The following is a 25,940-nucleotide window of genomic DNA, read 5'->3' on the forward strand; positions in this document are numbered from 1 at the left end:
CAGGGGCCGCCTGGATCCAGGGGCCGGCTGGATCCAGGGGCCGGCTGGATCCGGAAGTCACCGGATCCGGGCGGGCACCGGCGCGCGGTGCGGCACGCAGGCGTCGAGCGTGAACCGGTCGCCGGCGACGTGCGCGGTCAGCCGGCCGTCCAGGGCGGCGAGGCGAGTGGTCAGGTTGCCGATGCCGGACGACCCCCGCCGCCTCTCCCCCGGCCGGACGCCGTCGTTGCGCACCCGCAGCAGCAGCCCGCTCTCGCCGGCCCGCATCGTGATCGCGCAGTGGCGGGCCTCGCTGTGCCTGAGCACGTTGGTCACGGCCTCCCTGAGCACGGCGCCCAGCACGGTCTCGACCTCGGCGGGCAGGTCGAGCTCGGCCGGCTCCACGGTCACCCGGATCCCGGCGGCCGACAGCACCGTCCGCGCCGACTCCACCTCCGCCGCCAGGGACAGCTCCCGCTGCTCGCCCGACACCGAGCGCAGGTCGGCCCGCGCGCCCTCCACCATCGCGACGATCTCCTCGATCCGCTCCGGCGGGGACTTCAGGCGGCGGGCCAGCTCACAGGTGAGAAGGATCGCGGCCAGCGAGTGTCCGAGCAGGTCGTGCAGGTCGCGGGCGGCGCGCAGGCGTTCCTCGACGATCGCGGAGCGGGCCAGGCTCTCCCTCGCGGCCTGGAGCTCCTTCACGATCTGGGCCAGGCGGAGCAGGGCGTAGACCACCAGCCCGGTGACGAGCGTGCTGACCGTGCTGTTGGCGAGGACAGGGGCAGGCAGGCCGAACAGCATCCCGGCCACGGCGACGCCACCCACGATCGCCGCCGTCATCGGCCACGCCGCCCGCCAGGGGAACGCGAGCAGGACCGGCCCGGCGAGGAAGCCCGACACTCCCAGCCAGACGGGCCCGAAGACCGGGAGGGGCGCGTACGTGAGCACCGCCATCACCCCCAGCGCCACCATGTGACGCCCGTCGACGGAGCGGAGCTGCATGACGACGATCACGGCGAGGCACGCCGTGGCCGGGATCACGAGGGCGCCGGGGATCTGGAGCAACGCCTTGACGCTGAAGCCCACGAGGACGGCCGCGAGCACCGCCACCGACACCGCGTACGACGACTCGTGCGTGAGCCTCGGCAGGAGCCGTCGCCGCCACCCGCCCGCCGGGGATATCGGAGCACCGGCGTCGCCCGTGCCCTCCCCACCGGGCACCGCCGCCGGGGAAGGGCCACGGAGAACGGTCGCCTCCACCACGAAGCGTCCGTCGGGGGACAGACCGGCGACGAGGGTGCCGCCCGCCTCCTCCAGAGGGAGTCCGGCGAAGTCGGGGCTATCGGCGGTGCGGTGGCCGTCGTCGACGACGCGCAGCCGCACCGTGTTCCCTGGCTTGTCTCGCTGCCTGCTCGCCTCGGTGTTCCCTGGCTTGTCTCGCTGCCCGCTCGCCTCGGTGTTCCCTGGCTTGTCTCGCTGCTCGCTCGCCTCGGTGGCGCCCTGCTCGTCTCCCTGCTCGCTCGTCTCGATGACGCACAGCCGGGCGCTGCCCCGCCGTACGACGTCGGTGACGGCCTCGCGCAGCACGCTCGCCAGCAGCGCGCCACCGGGACCGAGGGGTTCGGTGTGGCCGACGCGCACCTCGACGGCGATCCCCGCGGCGTCGAGCATCGCCCGGGCCGTGACCAGCTCGGGCGCGAGGGAGGTGGCGCGGTAGTTCGCGGAGGCGGCGCGGGCGTCGGTCAGCGCCGCACGCGCGGTGGCGGTCACCGAGGCCAGCGCCTCGGCCGCGCCGTCCGGCTCCGCAAGCGCGCGGCGGCCGCCCTCGACGATCACCTCAAGGCTCCGCCCGAGGCCGTCGTTCAGCTCGGCCGCGAGACGCAGCCGCTCGGTAGCCACGGCCGCGGCGGCCAGCGAGAGCCGGGCGGCGTGCATCTCGCCCGCGCGCTCCACGAGCCGGGTGAGGCCGAAGACGACCAGCGAGATCAGCACCACGGTGATCGTCGCGTCGGCCGTCGCCCCGCCGCGGGCGGCGTCGATCAGCGCCGCGCTCGCCACCACGAACGACGCGAGCACGCGCGCGGTATCGCGATGGGCACGGGTCAGCAGCAGCGCACCGGCCAGGAAGCCGAGGATCCCGGTCGAGACCCCGCCCGCGACGGTCGCCGTGTAGACGAGGACGGCCTGCACGGCGAGCAGCCACCACGTCCTGACCTTCAGCAGATAGAGGACCTGCACGCCGAGCACCGCCAGCGCGATCGGAGCGCCGGCGATCACGTAGACGCTCGCGAGCGCGGCGAGCACAACGACGACGATCACTCGTTCCAGACGCACTCAGACCCCTCCGGCAGACGATTGCCGCCCCGGCGTCGCACGGGCGGCCTTTGCTCCCGGTCCGGCTACGTGATCAGGAGACGACGAAGGCGGCCACGACCAGGACGATCGCGGCGGCGATGGCCGCCACGGCGGACGGCGACCAGGTGACACGGGTCTCGCCGGACGAGCTCTCGCGGCGGGACCGGCTCATCTCGGTGAGCTGGTCGGCCACCCAGTCGGCGTGGGTGCGGGCGCCGACGGCCTCGGCCGCCGCCCGCTCGGCCTTGTTCGCCGACTTGGCCGCCTTGGCGGCCCGCCCGGCGGCCCTGACCCGCTCACGGGCCGTCGCCTGGGGCGTCCAGCAGCGCACGGTGGTGTCGCCCGACTCGATCACGATGGCGTTGGTCACGGACACGTCGTCCACGCCGCTCCAGGGGACGTAGGCGTTCCGCAGCACGTTGCGCACGCGGACACCGCCCTCCTCCACGATGACGGCGGGCCGCAGCGCCATCACGAAGACCAGCGCCGTGATGACGCCGAGCACCGCGCCCGCGATCAGCGCGCTCGGCAGGTGGCCGTGGGCCGTCAGGTCCCACACGTTCCACGCGGCGAACAGCATCCAGAGCCAGCCGAGGAGCCAGGCCGCTTTCGATCGGTAGACCTGCGGCTTCACGCGTGCCACTTCATCTGCGCGTAGCCGGGCTTGATCACGCCGTTGATCAGCGCGAGCCGTTCGTCGAACGGGATGAAGGCCGACTTCATCGCGTTGACCGTGAACCACTGCAGGTCGTCCCAGTCGTAGCCGAAGGCGTCCACGAGCTTCGCGAACTCCTGCGACAGGCTCGTATCGCTCATCAGCCGGTTGTCGGTGTTGACCGTCACCCGGAAGTACAGGCGGCGCAGCAGGCCGATCGGATGCTCGGCGATCGACGGGGCGGCCCCGGTCTGCAGGTTCGACGTCGGGCACATCTCCAGCGGGATCCGCTTGTCGCGGACGTACGCCGCCAGCCTGCCGAGCTTGGCCTCGCCGTCCTCCGGCACCGTGATGTCGTCGATGATCCGCACCCCGTGGCCGAGCCGGTCGGCGCCGCACCACTGGATGGCCTGCCAGATCGACGGGAGCCCGAAGCCCTCCCCCGCGTGGATCGTGAAGTGGGCGTTCTCCCGCTGGAGATACTCGAACGCGTCCAGATGCCGTGTGGGCGGATAGCCGGCCTCGGCCCCGGCGATGTCGAACCCGACCACGCCGAGGTCCCGGTAACGTACGGCGAGCTCGGCGATCTCCATCGAGCGGGCCTGGTGGCGCATCGCCGTCAGCAGGGTGCCCACCCGGATCCGCGGCTTGCCGTCGGGCCCGGCCGAGCCGAGCCGGAAGCCTTCGAGCACGGCCTCCACGACCTGGTCGAGCGACAGCCCCCGCGAGGTGTGCTGCTCCGGGGCATACCGGACCTCGGCGTACATCACGCCGTCGTCCGCCAGGTCCTCGGCGCACTCCGCGGCCACCCTGACCAGCCCCTCGCGGGTCTGCATCACGCCGACCGTGTGCGAGAACGTCTCCAGGTAGCGCTCCAGCGACCCGGAGTCGGCGGCGTCCCTGAACCAGGCCGCCAGCTCGCCGGGGTCGTACGTCGGCAGGGTGTGGCCGCAGTCACGGGCGAGGTCGATGATCGTCCCCGGACGCAGCCCGCCGTCGAGATGGTCGTGCAGGAGCACCTTGGGCGCCCTGCGAATCTCCTCCAGCGTGGGCAGCCTGGTCATGCCCCCTCCTCGCCGCCGTCGTTCTTCCGGCAATCCTAAGCTGGCCGTCCTACTCGTCGCGGTTGGCGGTGTCCGGGGAGAACGCGGGCAGGCAGACGGCGACGTACTCCGCGCCGGACGGCCCGGAGCTGTAGCGGATCTTCTCGCCGGGCTCGCTGACGAACGCCTGGCCCGCCTCGACCACGGTGGTGCCGCCCGCGTGCTCCACGATGACCGACCCCTTGAGCACGAGCGTGTACTCGGCGAACTCCGGGGTCTGCGCGGGCTCCTCCCAGCCGGGCGGGGCGACCATGTGCGCGATGGAGAGCTGCTCGTCGCCGCCGTTGACGCGGCCCACGTATTCGTCAATGACCTTGCCGCCCGGCACCGGAATGCGGGTGGGGCCGTCGATCCTCCTGACCATGCCGCCCAGTGTGTCAGTAGATCCGAAATAGCGTCATATAGGCCCATCCGCACTACGCTTGAGCGGCTGCAGAGGCGGACGAGACCGCCGGGCCGGGAGTGCGAACGTGAAGCCGTACGGACGAGGAGCCGCGGTGAGAGATCTGCCGGGATTCGACGCCTTCGCGGCGGACCAGGCCCAGCCGCTCGCCCGTACGGCCCTGTCGCTGACGGGTGACCCGGAGGCCGCCCGCGCCCTCGTGGTGACCGCGCTCTCGGTCGTGGCGGCCAGATGGCGCACCGTACGCTGGTCGTTTCCCGCCCACGCCGCCCGTGAGGCGCTGTACGCGGCCTATCTGAAGCGTCCGCGTGCCCGGAAAGCCGCACCCGGGACCGGGCGCCTCGATCCCGGCTCGGACGCGGCGGCCCTCGCGGAGGCGCTGACCGCGCTGACACCGCGCCGCCGCGCCCTTGTCGTGGCGTGCTTCCACGACGGGGACACCACCTGGCAGGCGGCGAATCTGTGCCGCATGGACGCCCGGACGGCCAACACCGAGACCGTGCTCGCCGTCGCCGAGCTGCGCAGTCGCCTTCCCGCCTCCTTCGTGGAGGTAAGCCCGCCGAAGCCGGCGGATCCCGCAGCGGCGGAGCGGGCGATGGAGACTGCCCCCGACGAGACGCCCTCGAAACCCGCCGTAAGCGCCCCGCCCCCAGAAGCGCCCGCATCGGAGGCCCGCGCATCGGAGGCCCGCGCATCGGAGAGCCCCACTTCAGAAGGCTCCGCTTTCGCGGACTCCACTTTCGCGGACTCCGCTTGCGAGGGCTCCGCTCTGGAGAGGGCCGTTTCAGAGAATGCCGCTTCCCAGCAGATGCCGCCGGAGGCGGACCGGTGCCACACCGCGCCGGACGACGATGCGGAGACCGGTGGCGGCGCGCGTGGCACGGCCCCCGGCCCGTCGCCGACCTCGTGGGCGTCGCCGTCCCAGGCACCCACCCCCACACCGACCCCATGGACGTCACCGTCCCAGGCACCCACCCCCACACCGACCCCATGGACGTCACCGTCCCAGGCACCCACCCCCACACCGACCCCATGGACGTCACCGTCCCAGGCATCCAGCGCCACTCCAACCTCATGGGCGTCGCCCTCTCAGGCGTCCGGCTCCGCGTCCACACCTTGGAGCTCGCCGTGGCAGCCGGGCCACGCCGCCGGGCCGCCCGCCGGGCCCGCGTCCTACGGCGCGCCCCCGGAGACCTGGTCCGGGGGGAACACGCCTTCCGCGACGCCGTTCGCCCCGCCCGCCACCCCTGCCGTACCGCCGGGGAGCAGCGGTCCCGGCGACCGCGGCGACGGTCCGTGGGAAGCGGCGCTGCGCAGGGAACTGGCCGTCCTGTCCGCGCAGATGCCCGCGCTCGATCCCGTCCCTCTCACCGCCGAGGCCGCACGGACCGGGCGGCGGCAGGGCACGCGACGGCGCGCCCTGGTCACCACCATGAGCGTCACGCTCTCCGCTCTGGTCATCGTCCCCCTCGCCTTCGGCGCGGCCGGCCTGCTCGGGCGCGCCGCGCACAGCACGGACGGCGCCTCCCCCGGCGTGCTGGACGAGAGCGACGCGGCTCCCACGCTCCCGCCGTCCCTGCCCGCCCCCGTACGCTTCGCCTACCGGGGGTTCTGCACAGCGGACGACTGGGACGCGTTCACCCAGGAGTTCGCGGAAAACGGCTGCGCCCAATGGCGAGTTGTGGCGACCACGGGCGGTCAGTGGCGTGTGGCGGACGTGTCCCCCGCCCTCAGCGACGGATGGCAGCCCCTCCTCGCGATCAGCGGGGACGGCAACCGCCTGGTCTACTTCAGCGCGGCCTCGTCCGACTTCGTCATGATCGACCGGCGCGACACCACGACGAGGAGGACCGACCTGGTCCCGCTCGCCGAGGAGGTCTCGCCGGAGGAGACCCACGTCGTCATCTCGCCCAGCGGGCGGTGGATGGCCGCCGACTTCGGCCCGGCCGCGGGGGCGCTCCATCCACGGGTGCAGAACCTCACGAACTATCACGTCCGGACGTTGCCCCGCCGGATGCGGGTCCTGGCCGTCTCGGACAACGGCACGGTGACGGGCACGGCCGCATGGGACACCGACACGGTTCCCGGGCGGCTCACCACGACCGTCCTGCTGCGGATGCGGCCCGACGGGCGCATGCTGAGCCGTACGCCGATCGACTCCGCGCTGTTCGAGGCAGGCACCGCGGTCTCCCCGGACGGACGCGCCGTCGCCGTGGCGGCCGAGCGCGCCCACCCGGCCGAGGGCGACCACGGCCAGTTGGTCACGATCGACTCCGTCACCGGCAAGGTGCTCACCCGGCGTGAGGCGGCCCTCCCCGAGGACACGCACATCTTCGCCGTACGCGGCTGGGCGGACGAGCACGAGGTGATCGTGGAGGCGGAGCGGATCAGCGACGACGACGAGGACGACGCGGAATATTCGGTCTACGCCATCGACGTGCGCACCGGAGCCGCGCGGCCGATAGAGCTGGACGAGGCGGGCGGTGTGCCCGCCCTCTGGGTCCCCGGCACGATGCGCTGACCCGGACGCGCACCGCCCTCGACACGCACTGGCCCGATCACGCGGTGGCCCCGGCGCGCCCGGACATGGTGTCCCCGGATGCGCACCGCCCTCGACACGCACTGGCCCCGACATACACCCCCCTCGGCACGCACTGGCCCGGACACGCGGTGGCCCCGGCGCGCCCGGACATGGTGTCCCCGGATGCGCACCGGCTCAGCCGCCCTGACCAGGAAGGTGGCGGCCGGGCGTGCGGGAAGGGGCGCCCCGGCGCGACCGGGACGCCCCTTCCTCTGACGGCGGTGGGAAACGTAGGGCGGGTCAGACCGTCTCCAGCACCGCCTCCTCCCGCGCCTCGGCCGGCCGCCGCCGGGACCGGAGCCCGGTGAGGGCGATGGCCAGGCCGACAAGGGCGAACCCGGCCGAGACCAGGATCGCGGCGCGGAAGTGGCCGATCGGGTCGCCGCCGTCCGCCCCCGAGGTCAGGACGGCGGTGACGATCGCCAGCACCACGGCTCCGCCCACCTGGCCTGAGGTGTTCAGCAGGCCCGAGGCGAGTCCCTGCTCCTCGTCGTCGACCCCGGCGGTCGCCTGGATGTTGAGCGACGGGAACGACAGCGCGAAGGCGATGCCCAGCAGGACCATGCCCGGCAGCACCATCGCGAGCAGGCTGGGGTGAAGATCCACCCGCAGGAACACCGCGTACCCCGCGAGCAGCGCCACCGAGCCCACCACGATCAGCCGCGCGGTGCCGAAGCGGTCGGCGAACCCGCCCATCGTGGTGGAGGTGAGCGCGACCAGCAGTCCCGCAGGCAGGAACGCGAGGGCGGTCTGCAACGCGCTCCAGCCCAGCAGGTTCTGGAAGTACTGCATCGCCACGAACTGGAAGCCGACGTACGACCCGAACAGGATGACCAGGCCGATGTTGGCCCGGACGAGTGGCGCGGAGCGCAGGATGCCGAGCCGGACCAGCGGGTGCCGCACCCGGCGCTCCAGCCAGACGAACAGCCCGATCAGGGCGGCGGCCCCGGCGAGGGACAGCACGGTGCGCACCGCGCTCACCTTGGGCGCCTCCACGACGGCGAAGACCAGGAGCAGCATGGCCGCCGTGATGGTCGCGGCCCCGAGGAGGTCGTGGCCGCCTTCACCGCGTTCCTCGCCCCGCTGGAGCAGCCGCGTTCCGGCGATGAGGGCGATGATCGCGACGGGCACCGGCATGAAGAACGTCCAGCGCCATCCGATCTCGGTGAGCAGGCCGGACAGGACCAGCCCGAGCGAGAAGCCGCTGGCGCCGCAGGCGGTGAAGATGCTCAGGGCCCGGTTGCGTGCGGGCCCTTCGGCGAATGTCGTGGTGATGATGGACAACGCGGCGGGCGCGGTGAACGCGGCGCTGACGCCCTTCACGAAGCGGGCCGCGATCAGCAGGGTTCCGTCGGTCATCAGCCCGCCGAGCAGCGAGGCGGCGGCGAAGACGACGAGGGCGGTCAGGAACACCCTGCGGCGGCCGAGCAGGTCGGCGGTCCGGCCCCCGAGCAGCAGCAGACCGCCGTATCCCAGCACGTAACCGCTCACCACCCACTGCAGTGACGAGGTGGACATCCCGAGATCGGCCTGGATGGACGGGAGCGCCACCCCGACCATCGACACGTCAAGAGCATCGAGGAACACGACGGCGCAGAGAACGGTGAGGGCACCCCACAGGCGGGCCCCCCAGCGCTCGTCCCTAGTGGAGGAAGTCATGACAGGGGAACTTACATGCACACGCATTCAATGCACAAGCAAATAATGCGTTTGCATCTAATGTGTGTGCATGGTATGGTCGCGCCGAGAAAGGCGGTCTCGCATGAACGACATCGACACCGGCTTTGTGGTGATGGCCTGGCGCGAGCTGCTCGCCCGGCACGCGGAGGTGTCGTGCGCGCTGGAGCGTGAGCTGAGCGACAAGCACGGGCTCGGCGTGAGCGAGTTCGAGGTGCTTGAGCGCCTCGTGGAGGCGGACCGGTCCTCTCTCTGCGACGGGCCGGACGGGGCCAAGTTCCGCGTGCAGGAGCTCGCCGGCCAGGTTCACCTGAGCCAGAGCGCGCTGTCACGCCTCATCGCCCGGCTGGAACGCGAGGGCCTGGTCGGCCGCGCGCTGTGCGAGGCGGACCGGCGCGGGGTCTTCGTGCAGCTCACCGAGGAGGGACGGCGACGGCACGCGGAGGCGACCCCCACGCATCGGGCCGTCCTGGCCGAGCACCTGTTCCCCCACCTCGTGAACGCCGGCTACGCGCCATCCGTCCCGGACGAGGCCCCCCGCCCCGTCTGAGCCCTCATGTGACGAAGAGAGCCGGCCCGCTGAGCACGCGGGCAGGCGCGGAACCGGCGGGCTCAGGCGATCAGGAGCGGCACGCCGTCCACGTCGACGAGCGCGCCGTTCGCGTCCACCAGCGCGCCGTCTCCTGTCACCTGCGCGCCCGCCTCGATGAGCCGGAAAGCCGCCTCCTCCGGGTCGTCGGCGGCGATGGCGACGTGCCGGAAACCCCGCCGACACGGATCGGGAGTCCACGGGCTCGCGGTCGTGGGAGCGGTGAACGTGAAGACCTCCAGGACCGCCTCCCCGGCCAGCAGATATGTGATCAGGAAGCCGCGCGGGTCCTGGTCCTGCGATATCTGGCCGATGACCTCATAACCGAGCCTGTCCCGATAGACGGCGAGCGCGGCGTCGAGGTCGGCGGACGTGACCGCCACGTGGTCGAAGACCGGCGGCGCCGTACGCGGCCTGCTCAGGGCGGCCAGCCGTTCCCGCTCGGCCAGGTCCGGCGAGGCGACCCGGTGATACCGGAGGTAGCCGGACGTGATCTCCAGATGGGTGCCGTCCGGGTCCTGGAAGAACGCGATCCGCACGCCGCCGACCGCGTCGAGAGGTGGCAGCGTGAAGGGCACCCCGGCGTCGCGGACGCGCTCGGCCCGCAGATCGACGTCGCCGACCTTGAAGCCGATGTGCCGGATGCCGCGCTGGAGGTCGTCGTTCACCCAGCCGCCGAGATCGCCTTCCGTCGTCTCGACCAGTTTCAGCAGTGCGGGCCCGGCCGAGAGCCACGCGACGCCGGGCGCCGCGGCCGGGCCCTCCGCTGGAGCGAGATCCAGCAGGTCGCGGTAGAAGTCGAGCGAGCGGACCAGATCGGCGACGCCGATCTCGACATGACGGATGCCTTCGTGATCTGACACGGCTCCCCAACCTACCCCCGGCCCCTCCGCGTCCCGAGCGGTCCCGTACGGCGAAGCCCGCCGACGCCGGTGACCGTGCCGGGGCGGACCTCGGCGGCCGGGCCGGGCCGCAGGCCGGGAGCCAGTGCGAGGGTGACCACGACGGAGGCCACCGCCATCGCGCCCATCGCGGCCGGGGCCGAGGTGGTCTGAGCCACCGCCCCCGCGATCGCCGCGCCGACCCCCTGCATGGTCAGCACGCCCGACGACTGCAGCCCGAGCGCCTGCCCGCTCATCTCCTCCGGGGTGACGGACATGAGGCGTTCCTGGAGCAGCAGGCTCGCCGAATATCCGGCCGAGGCGAGCATGACGGCGGCCAGCGCGACCGGCAGGGACGGGCGGAGCAGGAAGACCAGGTAGGGCGCGGCGAGCAGCAGCCGCAGCGGAGCGCTCAGCCGCTCGCGCCACCACGAGGGGACGAACCGCCCCAGCAGCGTGTCACCGGCGAGCATCCCGGCGGCGGCGCAGGCGAACAGCAGCCCGGCGTGCGGGGGATCGTAGGCGACGTACAGCGACTCGCAGCCCACGATCAGGCCGTTCGGCACCCACAGGGCCAGATAGAGCCGGCGGCGCAGCCCCGACGACCAGAGCACGCGGTTGACCCGCCACGTCTCCGCCGGAGAGGGCCGTCCCTGCGCGCGGGGCGGGCGGCCGGTGAGCCCCCACCGGGCGACGGCCGCCGCGACGAGGTACAGCCCCGCCCCGGCGAGCAGCGTGCCGCGCGGGGACAGCGCGGTCACGAGCACGCCTCCGGCGACGAAGCCGACGATCTGCTGCACGCCGACCGACATGCTGAGCACCGAACGGCCGAGCAGGTAGCCGTCCCTGGGCAGGATCTCGTTGAGCAGCCCGAACCGGACCCCGCCGCCGAGGGAGGCGGCGAGCCCCATGCCCAGGACGACGGCGAACACCGCCCACAGCGGCAGACCGGGAACGGCGAGCGCGGCCGTGCCGGCGCAGTGGACGAGCGCCAGCGCCGTCATCGCGGCACGCGGGGGCAGCCGGTCGGCGGCCGACAGCAGCACCGTCGCCCCGAGCACCTGTGCGAAGGACGAGCCGAACATGCTCAGGGCCGACAGCAGCGGCGACCCCGTCGCCCCGTAGACGAGCGTGCCGAGGGCCAGGCCGCTCACGGTCGAGGCCGCCACCTGCGCGGACGCGGCGGTGAACAGGGGTGTGTATTCAGGCGTGCGGAACAGTTCCCGATAGGTACGCATGACGGGAGCCTCGATCACCGCCGCGCACCGCCGTTATTGTTTCGCGGGGAGGCGAAACATGGGCTGGTGGCTGGTCGACTCCGACACCCTCGCGGAGAGCCGGTTCGTGATCTCTCCCCTGGCCGAGGCCACCGCCTGCCTGTTCACCCTGGAGAGGGCGTCGGCGGCGCATCCCGGCGAGCGGGAGTGGCTCGACACCCATCTGCCCGCCTTCCGCTCCCGCCTGGCCGGCGACCCGATCACGGCGCTGCTGCTGAGGGCCGCGCGGGGCCGCAACTGGACCGCCGACTTCCTCACTCCCGCTCCGACCGGCGAGGGCGAGCCCGCCTTCGAGGAGGAACTGGCCCGGGTCCGCGCGACCCCGCCCGAGACCGCGTACGCCGACATCGAGGTGGCGCTGCGCGGTCCGTTGCCGGGGCCGCTGCGCCGCACCGACCTGGCCGACCGCGCGGCGGATCTGCTGGAGTGGGTGTGGACGCACACCGTGCTGCCCGACTGGCCGCGCCGCCGGCGGATCATGGAGGCCGACGTCGTCGCCCGCGTGGGCCTCATCAGCCAGGGCGGCTGGGCCGCCGCGCTGAACGACATGCGCAAGGGGATGCGCTGGCTCGGCGGCGACCGGCTGCAGATCAACACCTACGACTATCCGCCGAGGCGGATCGGCGGGGCGCGGCTGATGTTCGTCCCGGTCACTCCCCGCCAGGCATGGGCCGCCTGGACCGTGGGCCGCCACTACGCCCTGGTCTACCCCTGCTCGGGGACGCTGGCCGAGCCCGGCCGGGCGCCGGTGCCAGAGGCGCTCGGCAGGCTCCTCGGCCCGGCACGGGCGCGGGTGCTCGTGCTGCTCGCCGCACCGAAGAGCACGACGCACCTCGTGGCGCTGAGCGGCCAGGGCCTGGGCTCGGTGGGCCGCCACCTCAAGGTGCTCCTCGACTCCGGTCTCGTACGGCGGCGCCGGGCCGGGCGGTCGGTGCTCTACTACCGCACGCCCCTCGGCGACGCCCTCGTGGCGGGTGACACGGATGGTCGTTCGATGGAGTGAACCAACCTCGCCAACCCCAAGGCCCTGTGGTCTTCTTCGGCGTCCTGTTCGCCAGCCTGCTCCCGCACCGTACGGACCTCGTCATGCGGGCGGCCACCCTCGGCGCGATGCCGACCGTGGCGTTCGCCTGGTTCTCCGCCGTCGCCTTCCTGGCCGGCAGCCCGTGGATCACCAGGGGCTACCGGCGGCTGAAGAAGCGGCTCGACATGCTCACCGGCGGCCTGTTCGTCGGCATGGGCGTGCATGGGCGCGCTGCTGATCCCACGCTGACGCGAAGACTGCGACGCTCAGGCGGTGATGCGGTCGATCACCAGCGGCAGCAGGTCCGCGCCGCCGTCCTGGCCGATCTCGTACGCGCCCTCGAGCGCCTGGAGCGCCCGGTCGAACCTGGCGGCCTCGTCGGCGTACAGGGTCATCAGCGGAGCCCCGGCGCGGACCGTCTCGCCGGGCTTGGCGTGCAGCACGATGCCCGCGCCGGCGGAGACCGGGTCCTCCTTGCGAGCCCGTCCGGCCCCGAGCCGCCAGGCCGCCACGCCGACCTTGAGCGCGTCGAGCGTGCGCAGCGTGCCCGAGGCGGGGGCGGTGACAACGGCCGACTCGGCGGCCTTCGGCAGCGGCGCGTCCGGGTCGCCGCCCTGGGCGATGATCATGCGCCGCCAGGCGTCCATCGCCGAGCCGTCCTTGAGCGCCTCCTCCGGGTCCTTGGCGCCCGGGACGGCGGCGGCCTCCAGCATCTCCCTGGCCAGCCGTACGGTGAGCTCGACCACGTCGGCGGGGCCGCCTCCGGCGAGCACCTCGACGGACTCCTCGACCTCCAGCGCGTTGCCCACCTTCAGGCCCAGCGGGCGGTCCATCGCGGTGAGCAGGGCGACCGTGCGCACCCCGGCGTCGGTGCCCAGCTCGACCATCGTCCGGGCCAGCTCGCGGGCGTCGTCCACGTTCTTCATGAACGCGCCCGAGCCGGCCTTCACGTCGAGCACGAGCGATCCCGTGCCCTCGGCGATCTTCTTGGACATGATCGAGGACGCGATCAGCGGGATCGACTCGACCGTGCCGGTGACGTCGCGCAGCGCGTAGAGCTTCTTGTCGGCCGGCGCGAGGCCCGCGCCCGCCGCGCAGACGACCGCACCGGCCGAGCGGATCACGCCGAGCATCTCGTCGTTCGACAGCGACGCCCGCCAGCCGCGGATCGACTCCAGCTTGTCCAGCGTGCCGCCGGTGTGGCCGAGGCCCCGCCCGGACAGCTGCGGCACGTACGCGCCGCAGGCGGCGACCAGCGGGGCCAGCGGCAGGGTGATCTTGTCGCCGACCCCGCCGGTGGAGTGCTTGTCGGCCGTGGGCCGGTCGAGGGAGGACCAGTCCATCCGCTCCCCCGACCTGATCATGGCCTGGGTCCAGTCCGCGATCTCCCTGCGGTTCATGCCGTTGAGCAGGATCGCCATCAGCAGCGCCGACATCTGCTCGTCGGCCACCTCGCCCCGCGTGTACGCGTCGATCACCCAGTCGATCTGGGCGGTCGACAGCTCGCCCCGGTCGCGCTTGACGGTGATGACCTCGATCGCGTCGAACCCCACGTTTCCCCCTTATCGCGACAAATCATCCGGGCCGAAGGCGAACGGCAGGAAGCCGTCCATCCGCATCGGCCCGTCGGGCGTCTCCACCAGCAGGTCGCGCCCGCCGTGCTCGAACAGCAGCTGGCGGCAGCGGCCGCACGGCATCAGCAGCTCGCCGTGGCCGTCCACGCAGGTGAAGGCCACCAGCCTGCCGCCGCCGCTCGCGTGCAGCGCGGAGACGAGCCCGCACTCGGCGCACAGCCCCAGGCCGTACGACGCGTTCTCGACGTTGCAGCCGGTCACGATCCGGCCGTCGTCGACGAGCGCCGCCGCCCCCACGGGAAACTTCGAATACGGCGCGTACGCGTGGGTCATGGCCTCGCGGGCCGCGACCCGCAGCGCCTCCCAGTCGATGCTCATTTCGCCTGCCCCCTTCGATACGGGACACCGTCGGCCGCCGGCATGCGCAGCCGTTGCGAGGCCAGCGACAGGACCAGCAGCGTGGTCAGGTGGGGGGTGAACGAGGTGAACTGCTCCGGCACGGTGTCGGTCACGGCGAACACCACGAACACCGCGATCGCCACGACCCCGGTGATCAGGGCCGCGCGCCCGCGCCGCTGCCGTACGAGCTGGTAGACCGCCACGGCGACGAGCAGCAGCGCGACGACGAGCAGCAGCGCGTGCACCGAGATGCCGCCCTGCCGGAGCTGGAGCGCGTCGGTGTAGCCGAACAGCGCCGCGCCGCCGGCGAGCCCGCCGGGACGCCAGTTGCCGAAGATCATGGCGGCGAGGCCGATGTAGCCGCGTCCGCCCGTCTGCCCGTCGCGGTAGATCCCCGCCGCCACCAGCGACAGGAACGCGCCGCCGAGCCCGGCGAGCACACCGGAGACCAGCACGGCGGCCCACTTGTACAGGTAGACGTTGACACCCAGCGACTCCGCCGCGACCGGACGCTCGCCGCACGCCCGCAGGCGCAGGCCGAACGGCGTGCGCCACAGGATGTAGAACGACAGCGGCACCAGCAGGATCGCCAGGATCGTGAACCACGACACGTCCTGGGTGATGCCCCGCAGCACGCCCGCGAAGTCCGACAGGACGAACCAGTGCTTGGCCTCGACGGTCCGCAGCGGGTCGTTGAGGAAGCCCAGGCTCACCGTGCCCATCTTGGGCAGCGGCGGCGAGTTCTTCGTGCCGCCACCAGGCATGCCGTCGAAGACGAGCTGGGACAGATACTGGGTGAAGCCGACGCCGACGATGTTGATCGCCACTCCGGAGATGATGTGGTCGACGCCGAAGGTCACGGTCGCGACGGCGTGGATGGCCGCGCCCAGCGCCCCGCCGACGGCGCCGGCGACCACACCCGCCCAGGGGCTGTGGAACTGGATGGCACCCCAGGCGCCGAACCAGGTGCCGAGCACCATCATGCCTTCGAGGCCGATGTTGACCACGCCGGCCCGTTCCGACCACAGGCCGCCGAGACCGGCGAGCCCGATCGGCACGGCGAGGCCGAGCGCGGCGCTGACCGTGCCCGCCGAGGTGATGTCGTTCGCCCCGGTCACCAGCCGCGCGATCGACAGCAGCACCACGAGCCCGGTCAGGCCGAGCAGGAGCACCGGGCCCGACAGCCGGAAGCGCCGCACCGGGGCCGCCTCGACCGGGCGTTCGACCGGGAGGTCCGTCGCCGTCATGCCGTCTCCTCGATTCCGTCCGGCCTGGTTGTCATGCCGTCGCCTCCGCCTTCGGCGCCTCCTGCGGCGCGGCGAGCTCGCGGCTGACCCTGCGCTGCTCCGCGACGATGCGGTAGCGGTGGACCAGCTCGTACGCGATGATCACGGAGAGCACGACGACGCCCTGCATGATCTGGACGATCTCCTTGGAGATGTCGAGCAGCTGGAGCTGGTTGGACGAGTTGTCCAGGAAGCTCCACAGCAGCGCGCCGACCGCCATGCCGACCGGGTTGTTGCGGCCGAGCAGGGCGATCGCGATGCCCGTGAAGCCGAGACCGGCCGGGAAGTTGTTGCTGTACTTGTAGGAGGCGCCGAGCAGCTCCGGCATGCCGATCAGGCCGGCGACCGCCCCCGACATGACCATCGTGACGACGATCATCTTCTTCACGCTGACACCGCTGGCCACCGCCGCGGACTCGGACTTGCCGGTCGCCCGCAGCTCGAAGCCGAACCGCGTGCGGTTGAGCACCACCCAGTAGGCGATGCCGAGCAGGACCGCGACCACGATGAACCCGTTGACGAGCACCGGCGTGCCCGCGATGAGCGGGATGCCGGGCATGTGCGCGTCGTCGGGGATGGGCCTGGTGCCGAGGTCGTTGCCGGTCAGCACACCGAAGTGCTCGCTGACCAGCCACGAGCCGAGGCCGGTGGCGATCGCGTTCAGCATGATGGTCGAGATGACCTCGCTCACGCCCCGGTAGACCCGGAGCAGACCGGCGATCGCGGCCCACAGCGCGCCGACGACCACCGCCACGACGATCACGAGGACGATGTTGAGCACGCCCGGCACCACGGCGGCGCCGCCGAGCCCGGCGGCGATCACGGCCGCGAGCCGATACTGGCCGTCCACGCCGATGTTGAAGAGGTTCATCCGGAAGCCGACGGCCACCGCGAGCGCGGAGATGTAGTACATGACCCCGGTGTTGAGGATCATGGCCATCGACCGCGGCTGGGTGCCGTACTCCGCGAGGGTGGTGAACGCCAGCACCGGGTCCTTGCCCGCGGCGACCAGGACCACCGACGTGATCAGCACGGCGACGACGACCGCGATGAGGGGTGCGACGACGGCGAGCCAGCCGCTCAGCTTCACCCGGCCGAGCACCCGGTCGAGGAACCCGTTCATACCGTCTCCTCCCCGGCGCCGGTCATCGCCGAGCCCAGTTGCTCGGGGGTCACGTTCGCGGGATCGACGTCGGCGACGATCCTGCCGCGCAGGATCACCTTGAGCGTGTCGGACAACCCGATCAGCTCGTCGAGGTCCGCGGAGATCAGCAGCACGGCCAGCCCGGCGGCGCGCGCGGTGCGCAGGTGGTCCCAGATGGCGGCCTGCGCTCCGATGTCCACACCCCGGGTGGGGTGGCTGGCGATGAGCAGCACGGGATCGCCGCTCATCTCCCGCCCGACGATCAGTTTCTGCTGGTTGCCGCCGGACAGCGTGGCCGCGTCCACGTCGATGCCGGGGGTGCGCACGTCGTACTCCTCGACGATGCGCCGCGTGTCGGCCCGGGCGCCGGCGCGGTCGATCCACGGGCCCTTGACGTTGGGCCGGCGGGTCTGGTGGCCGAGGATGCGGTTCTCCCAGAGCGGCGATTCGAGCAGCAGGCCGTGGCGGTGGCGGTCCTCGGGGATGTAGCCGATGCCGCCCGCGCGCCGCTTCAGCGTGGACCACTGGGAGATGTCGGCGCCGGCGAGCGTGAGCGCGCCCGCCTCGCAGGGGCGCATACCCATGATCGCCTCGACGAGTTCCGCCTGGCCGTTGCCCTCGACGCCCGCGATGCCGAGCACCTCGCCCTTGTGGATGTCGAAGCTCACGTTGTCGACCACCGGCCGCCCGTCGCCGGTGCGCACGGTCAGGTCGCGTACGGACAGGGCGACGACGTCGGTGACGGTCGACTCGCGGGTCTCGGGGCTGGGCAGCTCGCTGCCGACCATGAGCTCGGCGAGCTTGCGGGAGGTCACGTCCTTGGGGTTCACGGTCGCCACGGTGGTGCCGCGCCGGATGACGGTGATCTCGTCGGCCACCCGGAGGACCTCGTCCAGCTTGTGGGAGATGAACAGGATCGTCAGCCCCTCGCGGACCAGGCCGCGCAGGTTGTCGAACAGCTCGTCCACCTCGTGGGGCACGAGCACGGCGGTCGGCTCGTCCAGGATCAGGATGCGGGCGCCCCGATAGAGCACCTTGAGGATCTCCACCCGCTGGCGGTCGCCGACACCCAGGTCCTCGACCGGCACGTCCGGCTGCACGCCCAGGCCGTACGCGTCGGAGATCTCCTTGATCTTCTTGCGTGCGGCGGCGAAGTCCAGGGCGAGGCCGCCGCGGCGCGGCTCGCTGCCCAGGACCACGTTCTCCAGGACGGTCAGGTTGTCGGCCAGCATGAAGTGCTGGTGGACCATGCCGATGCCCACGGCGATGGCGTCGGCGGGGGTGTGGAAGCCCACGGGTGCCCCGTTGACGCGGATCTCGCCCTCGTCTGGGCGCTGCATCCCGTACAGGATCTTCATCAGCGTGGACTTCCCCGCGCCGTTCTCGCCTACGAGGGCGTGGATGTGCCCCTTGGCGACGCGGAGGTGGATGTCGCTGTTGGCGACGACTCCCGGGAACCTCTTGGTGATCCCGGTGAGTTCTACTGCGGGTTCCGTGGCGGTCGCGGCGGTAATGTCGGCCTCCTCTTCGCGGAGTGCCCGGTGCGGTCAAGTGATAGTGAGAGTAGAGCAAAGGGCCCGGGGCGGGTGCCTCCGGGCCCCTCGAATGCGCAGGTCAGGACGTCGGGACCGTGATCTCGCCGCCGACGATCTTCTGCTTGTACTCGTCGATCTTCGACTTGATGTCGTCGATCTTGCCGCCGGTCGTGGAGTAGTCCACGCCGCCCGCCTTGAGGTCGTAGACCGAGGGGCCGGACGTGACCGTGCCGTCGATGTACTTCTTGAGGAAGTCGAAGACGGCCACGTCGACCTTCTTGATCATCGAGGTGATGATCACATCCTTGAAGTCGGCGTACGCCGGGAGCGCCGCCTGGTCGGAGTCGACGCCGATCGCCATCGCGTTCGCGGCCTTGGCCGCCTCGAAGACGCCCGCGCCCGAACCGCCGGCCGCCTGGTAGACCACGTCCGCACCGGCGTCGTACATGCCCTCGGCGGCCGTCTTGCCCTTGGCCGGGTCACCGAAGCCGCCGAAGTCCGGGGGCTGGGTGAGGTACTTGGTCTGGATCTTGATGTCCGGCTTGACGGCCTTCGCGCCGGCCTCGTAGCCCGCCTCGAACTTGTGGATCAGCGGCACGTCGACGCCACCCACGAAGCCGATGTTGCCCTTCTCGGACTTCAGCGCCGCCGCGACGCCCACGAGGAACGACCCCTGCTCCTCGGCGAACATCAGGTTCGTGATGTTGTCGCCCTTGGCCGCGTCGTCGTCCACGATGGCGAACTTGACGTCGGGGAACTCCTTGGCGACCTTCGCCACGGAGCCGGAGTAGGCGAAGCCCACCGCGATGACCGGGTTGTAACCCCCGGACGCGAGCAGGCGCAGCCGCTCCTCCTTCTGGGCGTCGGTCTCGCCCTGGGTGGCCTCCAGCTCCTTCTTCTCGACGTGAAGCTCCGCCTCGGCCTTGTCCAGGCCGGCCGCGGCCGCGTCGTTGAAGGAGCCGTCGCCACGGCCACCGATGTCGTATGCCAGGCCCACCTTGACCTGGGAGGCGGCAGGCGCGCTGGACGCGTCGGCCGAAGCTCCGGTCGTGGTGGTGTCGTCGCTACCCCCACAGGCGGCGGCGGCCATGAGCAAGGCGCCGCTCACCGTGGCGGCGGCCAGTCTGCTAACTCGATTGCGGAGCAAGGTCGTGACTCCCCTTCCGTTCCCCGCCCGTCTGACTCTCGTCGCACGCACGCAGGAACGCACGGCAACCCTGCACGGAAGATAGTTGTTTGACCTGCATCGACCAAACCCGCACCGCAGTCCGCAACATGTCCGTTATGCAGCGCAGTCCACACCGTGACCAGGGCGTCAGCCTGGGGAAACCTTGACCCGGCCGTGGATGATCTCCTGCTTGAGCAGCTCCAGACGCGGCTGGATGTCGTCGATGTGGCCGCCGGTGAGGCTGTAGTCGACGCCGCCGCGCCTCAGGTCGTACACGACCGGGCCGCTGGTCACGGTGTGGTCGGCGACGCCGGCGAGGTAGTCGTAGACCGCGACGTCGATCCTTTTGATCATCGAGGTCATGATCACGTGGCGCACGGCCGGGTCGGCGCTCTTGGCCTGGTCGTAGTCGACGCCGATGGCCCACGCCCCGGCGTCGTTCGCCGCGCGGAACACCCCGGCCCCCGAGGCCCCGGCGACCTGGTAGACCACGTCGGCGCCGGCCCGGTACATGCGCCGTGCGACCTTCTCCGCCTTGTCGGGCCGGTAGAAGCCGTTCAGGTCGTGCGGGCCCGTGAGGTAGGCGATCCTGATCCGCACCCGCGGGTTCACGTGCTTCACGCCCTGGACGTAGCCGACCTCGAACTTCCTGACCAGCGGCGACGGGTTGCCCCCGACGAAGCCGACGTCGCCGGTGCGCGACTTCATCGCCGCCGCCGCGCCCATCAGGAACGACCCCTGCTCCGAGGCGAACAGCAGGTTCGTGATGTTGGGGCCCTTCACCGTGGGCTCGTCGACGATCGCGAACCGCGTCCTGGGAAACCTCGGGGCGATCCGCGCCAGCGCCGGTGCGTACGAGTATCCGACCGCGATGATCGGGTCGTATCCCGCCGCGGCGAGTGCCCGCACCCGCTCCACCTTGCGGGTGGCGGGCTCGCCCGGCGCGGCCTCGACCTCACGCACCCGCATGCCCTTCAGGTTGCGCTTGGCCTCGTCGACTCCGGCGGCCGCGGCGTCGTTGTACGACTGGTCGCCCCGTCCGCCGATGTCGTACACGAGCCCGACCTGCAGCGGACGTGTACGCGGGGTCGCCGTGCTCACCTCGCCGCCGCATCCCGCGACGGCGGTCACGGCGGCGGCGACGGCGCCCGCCATCACCGCCCGGAACGCCCGCAATCGGACCTCCATCCCGGAATTGTCCCAACCTCGCGATACCCGCTGGGCGTCCAGGAGAACGTGGGACACAAAGTCCCTGACAGATTTATCCCATTTGAGTCAATTCGTATGCGAAAGAGACCCCGAGTATCGGGCGTCCCGTTCTCCTTCGCGTGTCACCGCGAAGTCGGCCGCGGTGTCGCCCCGCCAGGTGATCGAAACGCTTCCGGGATAACACGCGTCGCCCTTCACCTGGTCGAGGGTCAGCACGAGCGTCTCGCCCGATTCGCGCGCGGGGGTGAGACGGCCGGAGCAGTGGAGGTCGGCACCCCACCTCATCCGTGCCGGGGTGGTCAGGCGGATCTCGACCGGGAAGATCCGGCCGGCCGAGGGATAGCGGGCGACGCCCGTCCACGTCCCGTCGAGGCGCCCGGCCAGGCGGGCTGGCTGGTGGGCGGATTCGCGGCCGGGTTCGCCGTTCGTCAGGACCCACGCGACACCCGCTGCGACGACGACCGCGACGAGGAGGACGAGCGAGGCGATCACCGCACGCGCCCGCCCGCGACCACGCCCGCCGGGTCTGGCGAGCTCCGTAGGCCGGTCCACCAGGACGCCCTCGGCTCCCCCGGGCTCCGTGCCGGTCCGCTCCGTACTGGTCCGCTCCGTACTGGTCCGCTCCGTACTGGTCCGCTCCGGGCTGGTCGGCGTCCGGCTGATCGGAGCCGAGCCGGTCGGCGTCGGGCCGGTCGGCGTCGGGCTGGTCGGGCCCAGGCCGGTCGGATACGAGCCGGTCGGATCCAGGCTGGCCGGCTCGGTGTCTGCGGGTTCTCGGCCGGTCGGCTCGGTGTCGGACTCGTCAACATCGGTCCGGCCTGTGTCGGCCTGGCCTGTGTCGGCTTGGCCTGTGTCGGCCTGGCTTGTGTCGGTCTGGCTTGTGTCGATCTGGCCGGTGTCGGCCCGCGCCCCGGGCGACGTAGCCCCCGGCTCCTGTCGTGGCGGTGCCGTAGACCCGGACACCGCAGAGCCGGACGCCGCAAAGAAGGACGCTGCGGAGCCGCCGGGCCCCGGTGCGGTCATGCCCTGCCCCGCCCGCTTCGGGGGTCCGGGCCGGCCTGGGGAGGGCCGGTCGAGCAGGGCGCTGAGCACCTGTCCGGCGTCCGGCCGGTCGGCCGGGTCCGCGGCCAGGCACGCCACGACGAGGTCTTTCAGCAGGCCGGCGAGCGGCCCGAGGTCCGGCATGCCGTACAGGATGCGGGCCATGACGGCCGCGTGCGTGTCACCGGTGTAGGCGTGCCGCCCGCTCGCCGCGTAGACGAGCGTGAGCGCCCAGCAGAACACGTCCGCCGCCGGAGCGGCAGACCGGCCCTGGAGCTGCTCCGGCGCCATGTAGGCCGGGGTGCCGACGAGATTCCCGGTCGTCGCGGTGGCGTCGGCGAGCCGCGAGATGCCGAAGTCGACGACCCGCAGCCCGTCCGAGCCGAGGAGCACGTTGCCCGGCTTGAAGTCGCGGTGGACGATTCCCGCCCGGTGGATCGCGGCCAGCGCGGTCGCCGTCCCCACGGCGACCCGGTCGAGATCGCCGCCCGTCCGCGGTCCCGCCGCCGTCACGTGCTCGCGCAGCGACGGCCCGTCGACGTACTCGCTCACGACGTACGGCCGGTCGCCGTCGAGGTCGGCGTCGAGGACCTGGGCGGTGCAGAACGGCGCGACCCGGCGCACCGCCTCGATCTCACGGGCGAAGGCGCGCCGGGCGGCGGTGCCGTCGAGCCGGGCGTGCAGGAGCTTCACGGCCACCGGCACGCCCGACGGGGCGGTGCCTCGGAAGACGACGCCCTGGCCGCCCGCGCCGAGGCGGCCGTCGAGACGGTAGTTCCCGAGATGCCGGGGGTCCTCGGGACGCAGGAGGGAGACGTCGGGCACGGCGGCGTACGGCTCAGCGGGCTCGGCCGGTCGGGTGAGCGCGGTCCGGGAAGCGCGCGTCCGGGAAGCGCGCGTCCCACGGGCGCCGGCTCAACAGACGCGGATCCGACGGCTGCGGATTCAACGGGCGCGCACTTAACAGACGCGGGTTCGACAGGCGCGGGTCCGACAGGCGCGGGTCCGACAGGCGCGGGTCCGAGAAACGCGCGTCCCACGGGCGCCGGCTCAACAGGCGCGGATCCGACGGCTGCGGATTCAACGGGCGCGGATCCGACGGGCGCGAATTCACCTGGGCTCGGTTCAGCGGGCACCGCCCCACAGCGCGGTCAGCGCGGTGGCGGCCAGAACCTTGACCCCGATCCCGATCGCGCGCTCGTCCACATCGAACAGCGGCCGGTGGATGTCGACCTCGTCGACGGTCCCCGGCGCCCGGGTGCCCAGCCGGGCGAGCGCGCCGGGCACCGACTCGAGATACCAGGAGAAGTCCTCGCCGCCGAGGCTCTGCGGCGTGGGCACGGCCGCGCCCTCGCCGATGACCTGGGTGACCGCGTCGTTCAGCATCTGGATGCTGGTGGCCTCGTTCACCGTGGGCGGCGTGCCGCGCCGGTAGTCGATCTCGGCGTCCACGCCGTACGCGCCCGCGACCGAGTCGAGCAGGGCCTTGACCATGTCGGGAGCCTGGTGCCAGGCGTCCTCGTCGAGCGACCTGACCGTGCCCTGGGCCACCCCGAAGTCCGGGATCGCGTTGGCCACGGAACCCGCGGAGATCTGGCCCCACACGAGGCTGAGGCTGGAGCGCGGGTCGACGCGGCGCGACAGCGCGGCCGGCAGCTCGGTGACGATCTTGCTGAGCGCGTAGACGAGGTCGACGGTCAGGTGCGGGCGGGCGGTGTGCCCGCCCGGGCCCGCGACACGGATCCGCAAACTGTCGCAGGACCCGGTGATCGGGCCGGTCCGCAGGCCGATGTGACCGACGTCGAGGCGCGGGTCGCAGTGCAGCGCGAAGATGCGGTCGACCTCGTTGAGGCCGCCGTCGCGCATGACCTCGAGCGCGCCGCCCGCGACCTCCTCGGCCGGCTGGAAGATCAGCCGCACCCGGCCGGGGAGCGCTCCCGCGTCGGCCTGCGACGCCAGGAACAACCCCGCGCCGAGGACGATCGAGGTGTGCACGTCGTGGCCGCAGGCGTGACACGCGTTGGGGTTCGTGGAGCGATAGGGGACGTCCTTCTCGTCCTCCATCGGCAGCGCGTCGATGTCGGCGCGCAGTGCGACCGTGGGGCCCTCGCCGCGTCCGAGGTCCACCCACAGGCCGGTGCCGCGCGACAGCGGGTGCGGGGTGAGCCCGGCGTCCGTCAGCCGCTCAGCGATCTTCTCTGTCGTGCGATGCTCGCTGAAGGCGATCTCCGGGTGCGCGTGTACGTCTCGCCGGAACTCGATCAGCTCATCGTTGTGCTCGCGAAGGAATTCCGCCAGCTGCCCGGCCAGGTCGTTACTTCCCGGCACGGCCGCGTCCGGCGTTGCGAGCTTCGATGAGGTGGCCACGGGTCTTCCCTTCTCCGGCGAGCCGTCCCGCCACGGATTGCCGGATCGTCCAATATGATCATGAAAAGTCACGAAAAAGCCCAAAAGGGTCGAGCGGGCGTGTCTCGCCTCCACCGACCCTTCATTCACAATCCTTCCATGCCGCGACCCTCCGATACGGCGGATTGCCCAGTATTTACACCGGGCGCCGCACGTTGTCAGAACTAGGCACTGTTGACGGACATATCAGGCCTACCCCGTCAGGTGGCTGATTGTCCGATCTCGCGGTTGGGGTTCGCGGTGACGAACCTGTCCTCGGCGAGCTCGATTACCGTGGCGTCGACCACGTCCTGGAGGGTTCCGCCGTCGGCGAGGATCGCTCGCTGGCGCTCGGATGAGCTCCCCTGCTCCAGCACCTCGGTCACGACCGCCAGCTCGTCGGCACAGCCGAGCCGCTCGGCGACGGGTTCGAGTTCACGCTGAAGTTCATACAATACGTCGCGCATCGGCGCCGTGGCGCCATGGTCGTCGGTGATGACGTCCATGTCGAGGCCGTAGCGCGTGGCGCGCCACTTGTTGTCGCGCACCACCCACGCCGCGGGATGCGGCAGCGTGTATCCCCGGTCGAGCTGCTGATCGAACTGCTGCACGAGGCACTGGGACAGCGCGGCCACCATGCCGACCTCGCGCGGCGTCGGGATGCCGTCGAACATCCGGATCTCGATCGTGCCGAAGTCGGGGTGCGGCCGGATGTCCCACCACACCTCCTTGATGCTGCGGATCGTGCCCGCCCGCAGCAGCGTGTCCATGTACTCCTCGAACTCGGCCCAGTCGGCCAGCAGGTGCGGCGGCCCGGCCGTGGGCAGCGAGCCGAAGACGATGGCCCTGCTGGACGCCAGCCCGGTGTCCTGCCCGCCCCAGAAGGGGCTGGAGGAGGTGAGCGCGAGGAAGTGCGGCAGGTACGCCGCGAGGGCGTTGACGATCGGGATGACCTTGTCCCGCTCCTTGACGCCCACGTGGACGTGCACGCCGAACGTCTGGATCCGCCAGGCGAGCCATTGCAGGTCCTCGATCAGCTCCACGTAGCGCTGGCTCGGCGCGTAGACCGCGTCGCGCCAGTCGCTGATCGCGTGGGTCCCGGTGCAGGCGAGCCCGATGCCGCGCGGCTCGACGGTCTCGGCCAGCCGGCCGATGCTCTTCTTCAGATCCTGCACCGCCTCGGCGACGGTGTGACAGACGTCGGTGACGATCTCGACCTGCGACTGCATGAGCTCGTGCATGGCCTTGGGCCGTTGCCCCTCACTGAGGTCGGGAACCGCGGCGAGCACCTCCTTGGCGTCCTGGCGGAGATGACGCGTCAGCCGGTCGACGAGCTGAAGCTCCCATTCCACGCCGAGCGTCGCGCCACGTGAGGGGTTGAAGTCGATCGCCAAAGCTTGCCTCCATCACGTTCGGTCCCTGCCGACCCTCAGGTCAGGTCACAGCGGACGAGGTCGTTCCAGGCTCAGGCCCTACCCTTCATCCATCCCCGCACGCCGACCGCCCCGAGCGCCAGCCCCAGGATGATGTTCACCGCGATGAGCACGCCGTGGATGACATAGAAGGACGTCTCGTGCCCGTCGGCGAGGTTGAAGCCGAGGTTGATCCATTCGAAGATCGTGAAAACACCGAGTGCCACAAGGAAGATCGATACACGTCTCGTCATGTCCAC

General features: G+C 71.7%; 21 protein-coding genes. 3 read left to right on the forward strand and 18 right to left on the reverse strand.

Annotated features, from left to right (window positions below; translation table 11 throughout):
- Window positions 1–57: 57 nt before the first annotated feature.
- The 4 genes from HCK04_RS08350 to HCK04_RS08365 form a co-directional block, all read right to left on the reverse strand.
- Window positions 58–2,316: a histidine kinase gene (locus HCK04_RS08350; RefSeq protein ID WP_205830007.1), complete on the reverse strand. Its 2,259-nt coding sequence runs from the start codon at window positions 2,314–2,316 to the stop codon at window positions 58–60.
- Window positions 2,317–2,389: 73 nt separating this feature from the next.
- On the reverse strand, window positions 2,390–2,971 hold the full coding sequence (locus tag HCK04_RS08355) for a PH domain-containing protein (protein ID WP_142646554.1): 582 nt from the start codon (window positions 2,969–2,971) through the stop codon (window positions 2,390–2,392).
- On the reverse strand, window positions 2,968–4,056 hold the full coding sequence (locus HCK04_RS08360; RefSeq protein ID WP_142646556.1) for an adenosine deaminase: 1,089 nt from the start codon (window positions 4,054–4,056) through the stop codon (window positions 2,968–2,970). The genes HCK04_RS08355 and HCK04_RS08360 overlap by 4 nt, the downstream gene beginning before the upstream one ends.
- Window positions 4,057–4,105: 49 nt before the next feature.
- Window positions 4,106–4,459, reverse strand: a complete 354-nt coding sequence (locus tag HCK04_RS08365) for a cupin (protein ID WP_142646558.1) — start codon at window positions 4,457–4,459, stop codon at window positions 4,106–4,108.
- 133 nt (window positions 4,460–4,592) lie between these two features.
- Between HCK04_RS08365 and HCK04_RS08370 the strand changes: the two genes are divergently transcribed.
- Window positions 4,593–7,019 carry a hypothetical protein gene (locus HCK04_RS08370; protein WP_142646560.1) on the forward strand — a complete coding sequence of 809 codons (2,427 nt, stop codon included), beginning with the start codon at window positions 4,593–4,595 and terminating at the stop codon, window positions 7,017–7,019.
- Window positions 7,020–7,319: 300 nt separating this feature from the next.
- Here HCK04_RS08370 and HCK04_RS08375 read toward each other — a convergent pair whose 3' ends face one another.
- Entirely contained in the window at window positions 7,320–8,738 is a 1,419-nt protein-coding gene (locus HCK04_RS08375; protein WP_142646562.1) for an MFS transporter, read from the reverse strand.
- 103 nt (window positions 8,739–8,841) lie between these two features.
- On the opposite strand from HCK04_RS08375, the gene HCK04_RS08380 reads away from it, so the two are divergent.
- Window positions 8,842–9,306, forward strand: a complete 465-nt coding sequence (locus HCK04_RS08380) for a MarR family transcriptional regulator (RefSeq protein WP_142646564.1) — start codon at window positions 8,842–8,844, stop codon at window positions 9,304–9,306.
- Window positions 9,307–9,368: 62 nt separating this feature from the next.
- On the opposite strand, the gene HCK04_RS44095 is transcribed toward HCK04_RS08380, so the two are convergent.
- Both HCK04_RS44095 and HCK04_RS08390 read right to left on the reverse strand, forming a co-directional pair.
- Window positions 9,369–10,208, reverse strand: a complete 840-nt coding sequence (locus HCK04_RS44095) for a VOC family protein (RefSeq protein ID WP_142646566.1) — start codon at window positions 10,206–10,208, stop codon at window positions 9,369–9,371.
- A gap of 11 nt (window positions 10,209–10,219) precedes the next feature.
- Window positions 10,220–11,464 (reverse strand): MFS transporter, encoded by a 1,245-nt coding sequence (locus HCK04_RS08390; RefSeq protein ID WP_205830008.1) that lies wholly within the window; start codon window positions 11,462–11,464, stop codon window positions 10,220–10,222.
- 58 nt (window positions 11,465–11,522) lie between these two features.
- Here HCK04_RS08390 and HCK04_RS08395 point away from each other — a divergent pair, with 58 nt between their 5' ends.
- Window positions 11,523–12,506 carry a winged helix-turn-helix domain-containing protein gene (locus HCK04_RS08395; RefSeq protein WP_142646568.1) on the forward strand — a complete coding sequence of 328 codons (984 nt, stop codon included), beginning with the start codon at window positions 11,523–11,525 and terminating at the stop codon, window positions 12,504–12,506.
- A 287-nt stretch (window positions 12,507–12,793) separates the two neighbouring features.
- Here HCK04_RS08395 and HCK04_RS08400 read toward each other — a convergent pair whose 3' ends face one another.
- The 11 genes from HCK04_RS08400 to HCK04_RS08450 form a co-directional block, all read right to left on the reverse strand.
- Window positions 12,794–14,080: a thymidine phosphorylase gene (locus HCK04_RS08400; protein WP_142646570.1), complete on the reverse strand. Its 1,287-nt coding sequence runs from the start codon at window positions 14,078–14,080 to the stop codon at window positions 12,794–12,796.
- A 9-nt stretch (window positions 14,081–14,089) separates the two neighbouring features.
- Window positions 14,090–14,479 carry a cytidine deaminase gene (locus HCK04_RS08405; protein ID WP_142646572.1) on the reverse strand — a complete coding sequence of 130 codons (390 nt, stop codon included), beginning with the start codon at window positions 14,477–14,479 and terminating at the stop codon, window positions 14,090–14,092.
- A complete protein-coding gene (locus HCK04_RS08410) occupies window positions 14,476–15,747 on the reverse strand; it encodes an ABC transporter permease (protein ID WP_142646574.1) in 1,272 nt (423 codons plus the stop codon). Before HCK04_RS08410 ends, HCK04_RS08405 begins: the two co-directional genes overlap by 4 nt.
- A gap of 31 nt (window positions 15,748–15,778) precedes the next feature.
- Entirely contained in the window at window positions 15,779–16,909 is a 1,131-nt protein-coding gene (locus tag HCK04_RS08415) for an ABC transporter permease (protein WP_142646576.1), read from the reverse strand.
- Window positions 16,906–18,444 carry an ABC transporter ATP-binding protein gene (locus tag HCK04_RS08420; RefSeq protein WP_142646578.1) on the reverse strand — a complete coding sequence of 513 codons (1,539 nt, stop codon included), beginning with the start codon at window positions 18,442–18,444 and terminating at the stop codon, window positions 16,906–16,908. Before HCK04_RS08420 ends, HCK04_RS08415 begins: the two co-directional genes overlap by 4 nt.
- Before the next feature lie 100 nt (window positions 18,445–18,544).
- Entirely contained in the window at window positions 18,545–19,573 is a 1,029-nt protein-coding gene (locus HCK04_RS08425; protein ID WP_261986007.1) for a BMP family ABC transporter substrate-binding protein, read from the reverse strand.
- A 207-nt stretch (window positions 19,574–19,780) separates the two neighbouring features.
- On the reverse strand, window positions 19,781–20,821 hold the full coding sequence (locus HCK04_RS08430; RefSeq protein ID WP_205830010.1) for a BMP family ABC transporter substrate-binding protein: 1,041 nt from the start codon (window positions 20,819–20,821) through the stop codon (window positions 19,781–19,783).
- A gap of 87 nt (window positions 20,822–20,908) precedes the next feature.
- Window positions 20,909–22,708 (reverse strand): serine/threonine-protein kinase, encoded by a 1,800-nt coding sequence (locus HCK04_RS40960; protein WP_260617173.1) that lies wholly within the window; start codon window positions 22,706–22,708, stop codon window positions 20,909–20,911.
- A 300-nt stretch (window positions 22,709–23,008) separates the two neighbouring features.
- On the reverse strand, window positions 23,009–24,193 hold the full coding sequence (locus HCK04_RS08440; protein ID WP_142646749.1) for an amidohydrolase: 1,185 nt from the start codon (window positions 24,191–24,193) through the stop codon (window positions 23,009–23,011).
- Between the two features lie 296 nt (window positions 24,194–24,489).
- On the reverse strand, window positions 24,490–25,662 hold the full coding sequence (locus HCK04_RS08445) for a glutamate--cysteine ligase (protein WP_142646579.1): 1,173 nt from the start codon (window positions 25,660–25,662) through the stop codon (window positions 24,490–24,492).
- Window positions 25,663–25,733: 71 nt separating this feature from the next.
- Complete coding sequence (locus HCK04_RS08450; protein ID WP_205830011.1) at window positions 25,734–25,934, reverse strand: hypothetical protein; 201 nt, start codon at window positions 25,932–25,934, stop codon at window positions 25,734–25,736.
- Window positions 25,935–25,940 lie beyond the last annotated feature (6 nt).

Source organism: Microbispora sp. CL1-1 (assembly GCF_012034195.1).
Taxonomy (GTDB): Bacteria; Actinomycetota; Actinomycetes; order Streptosporangiales; family Streptosporangiaceae; genus Microbispora.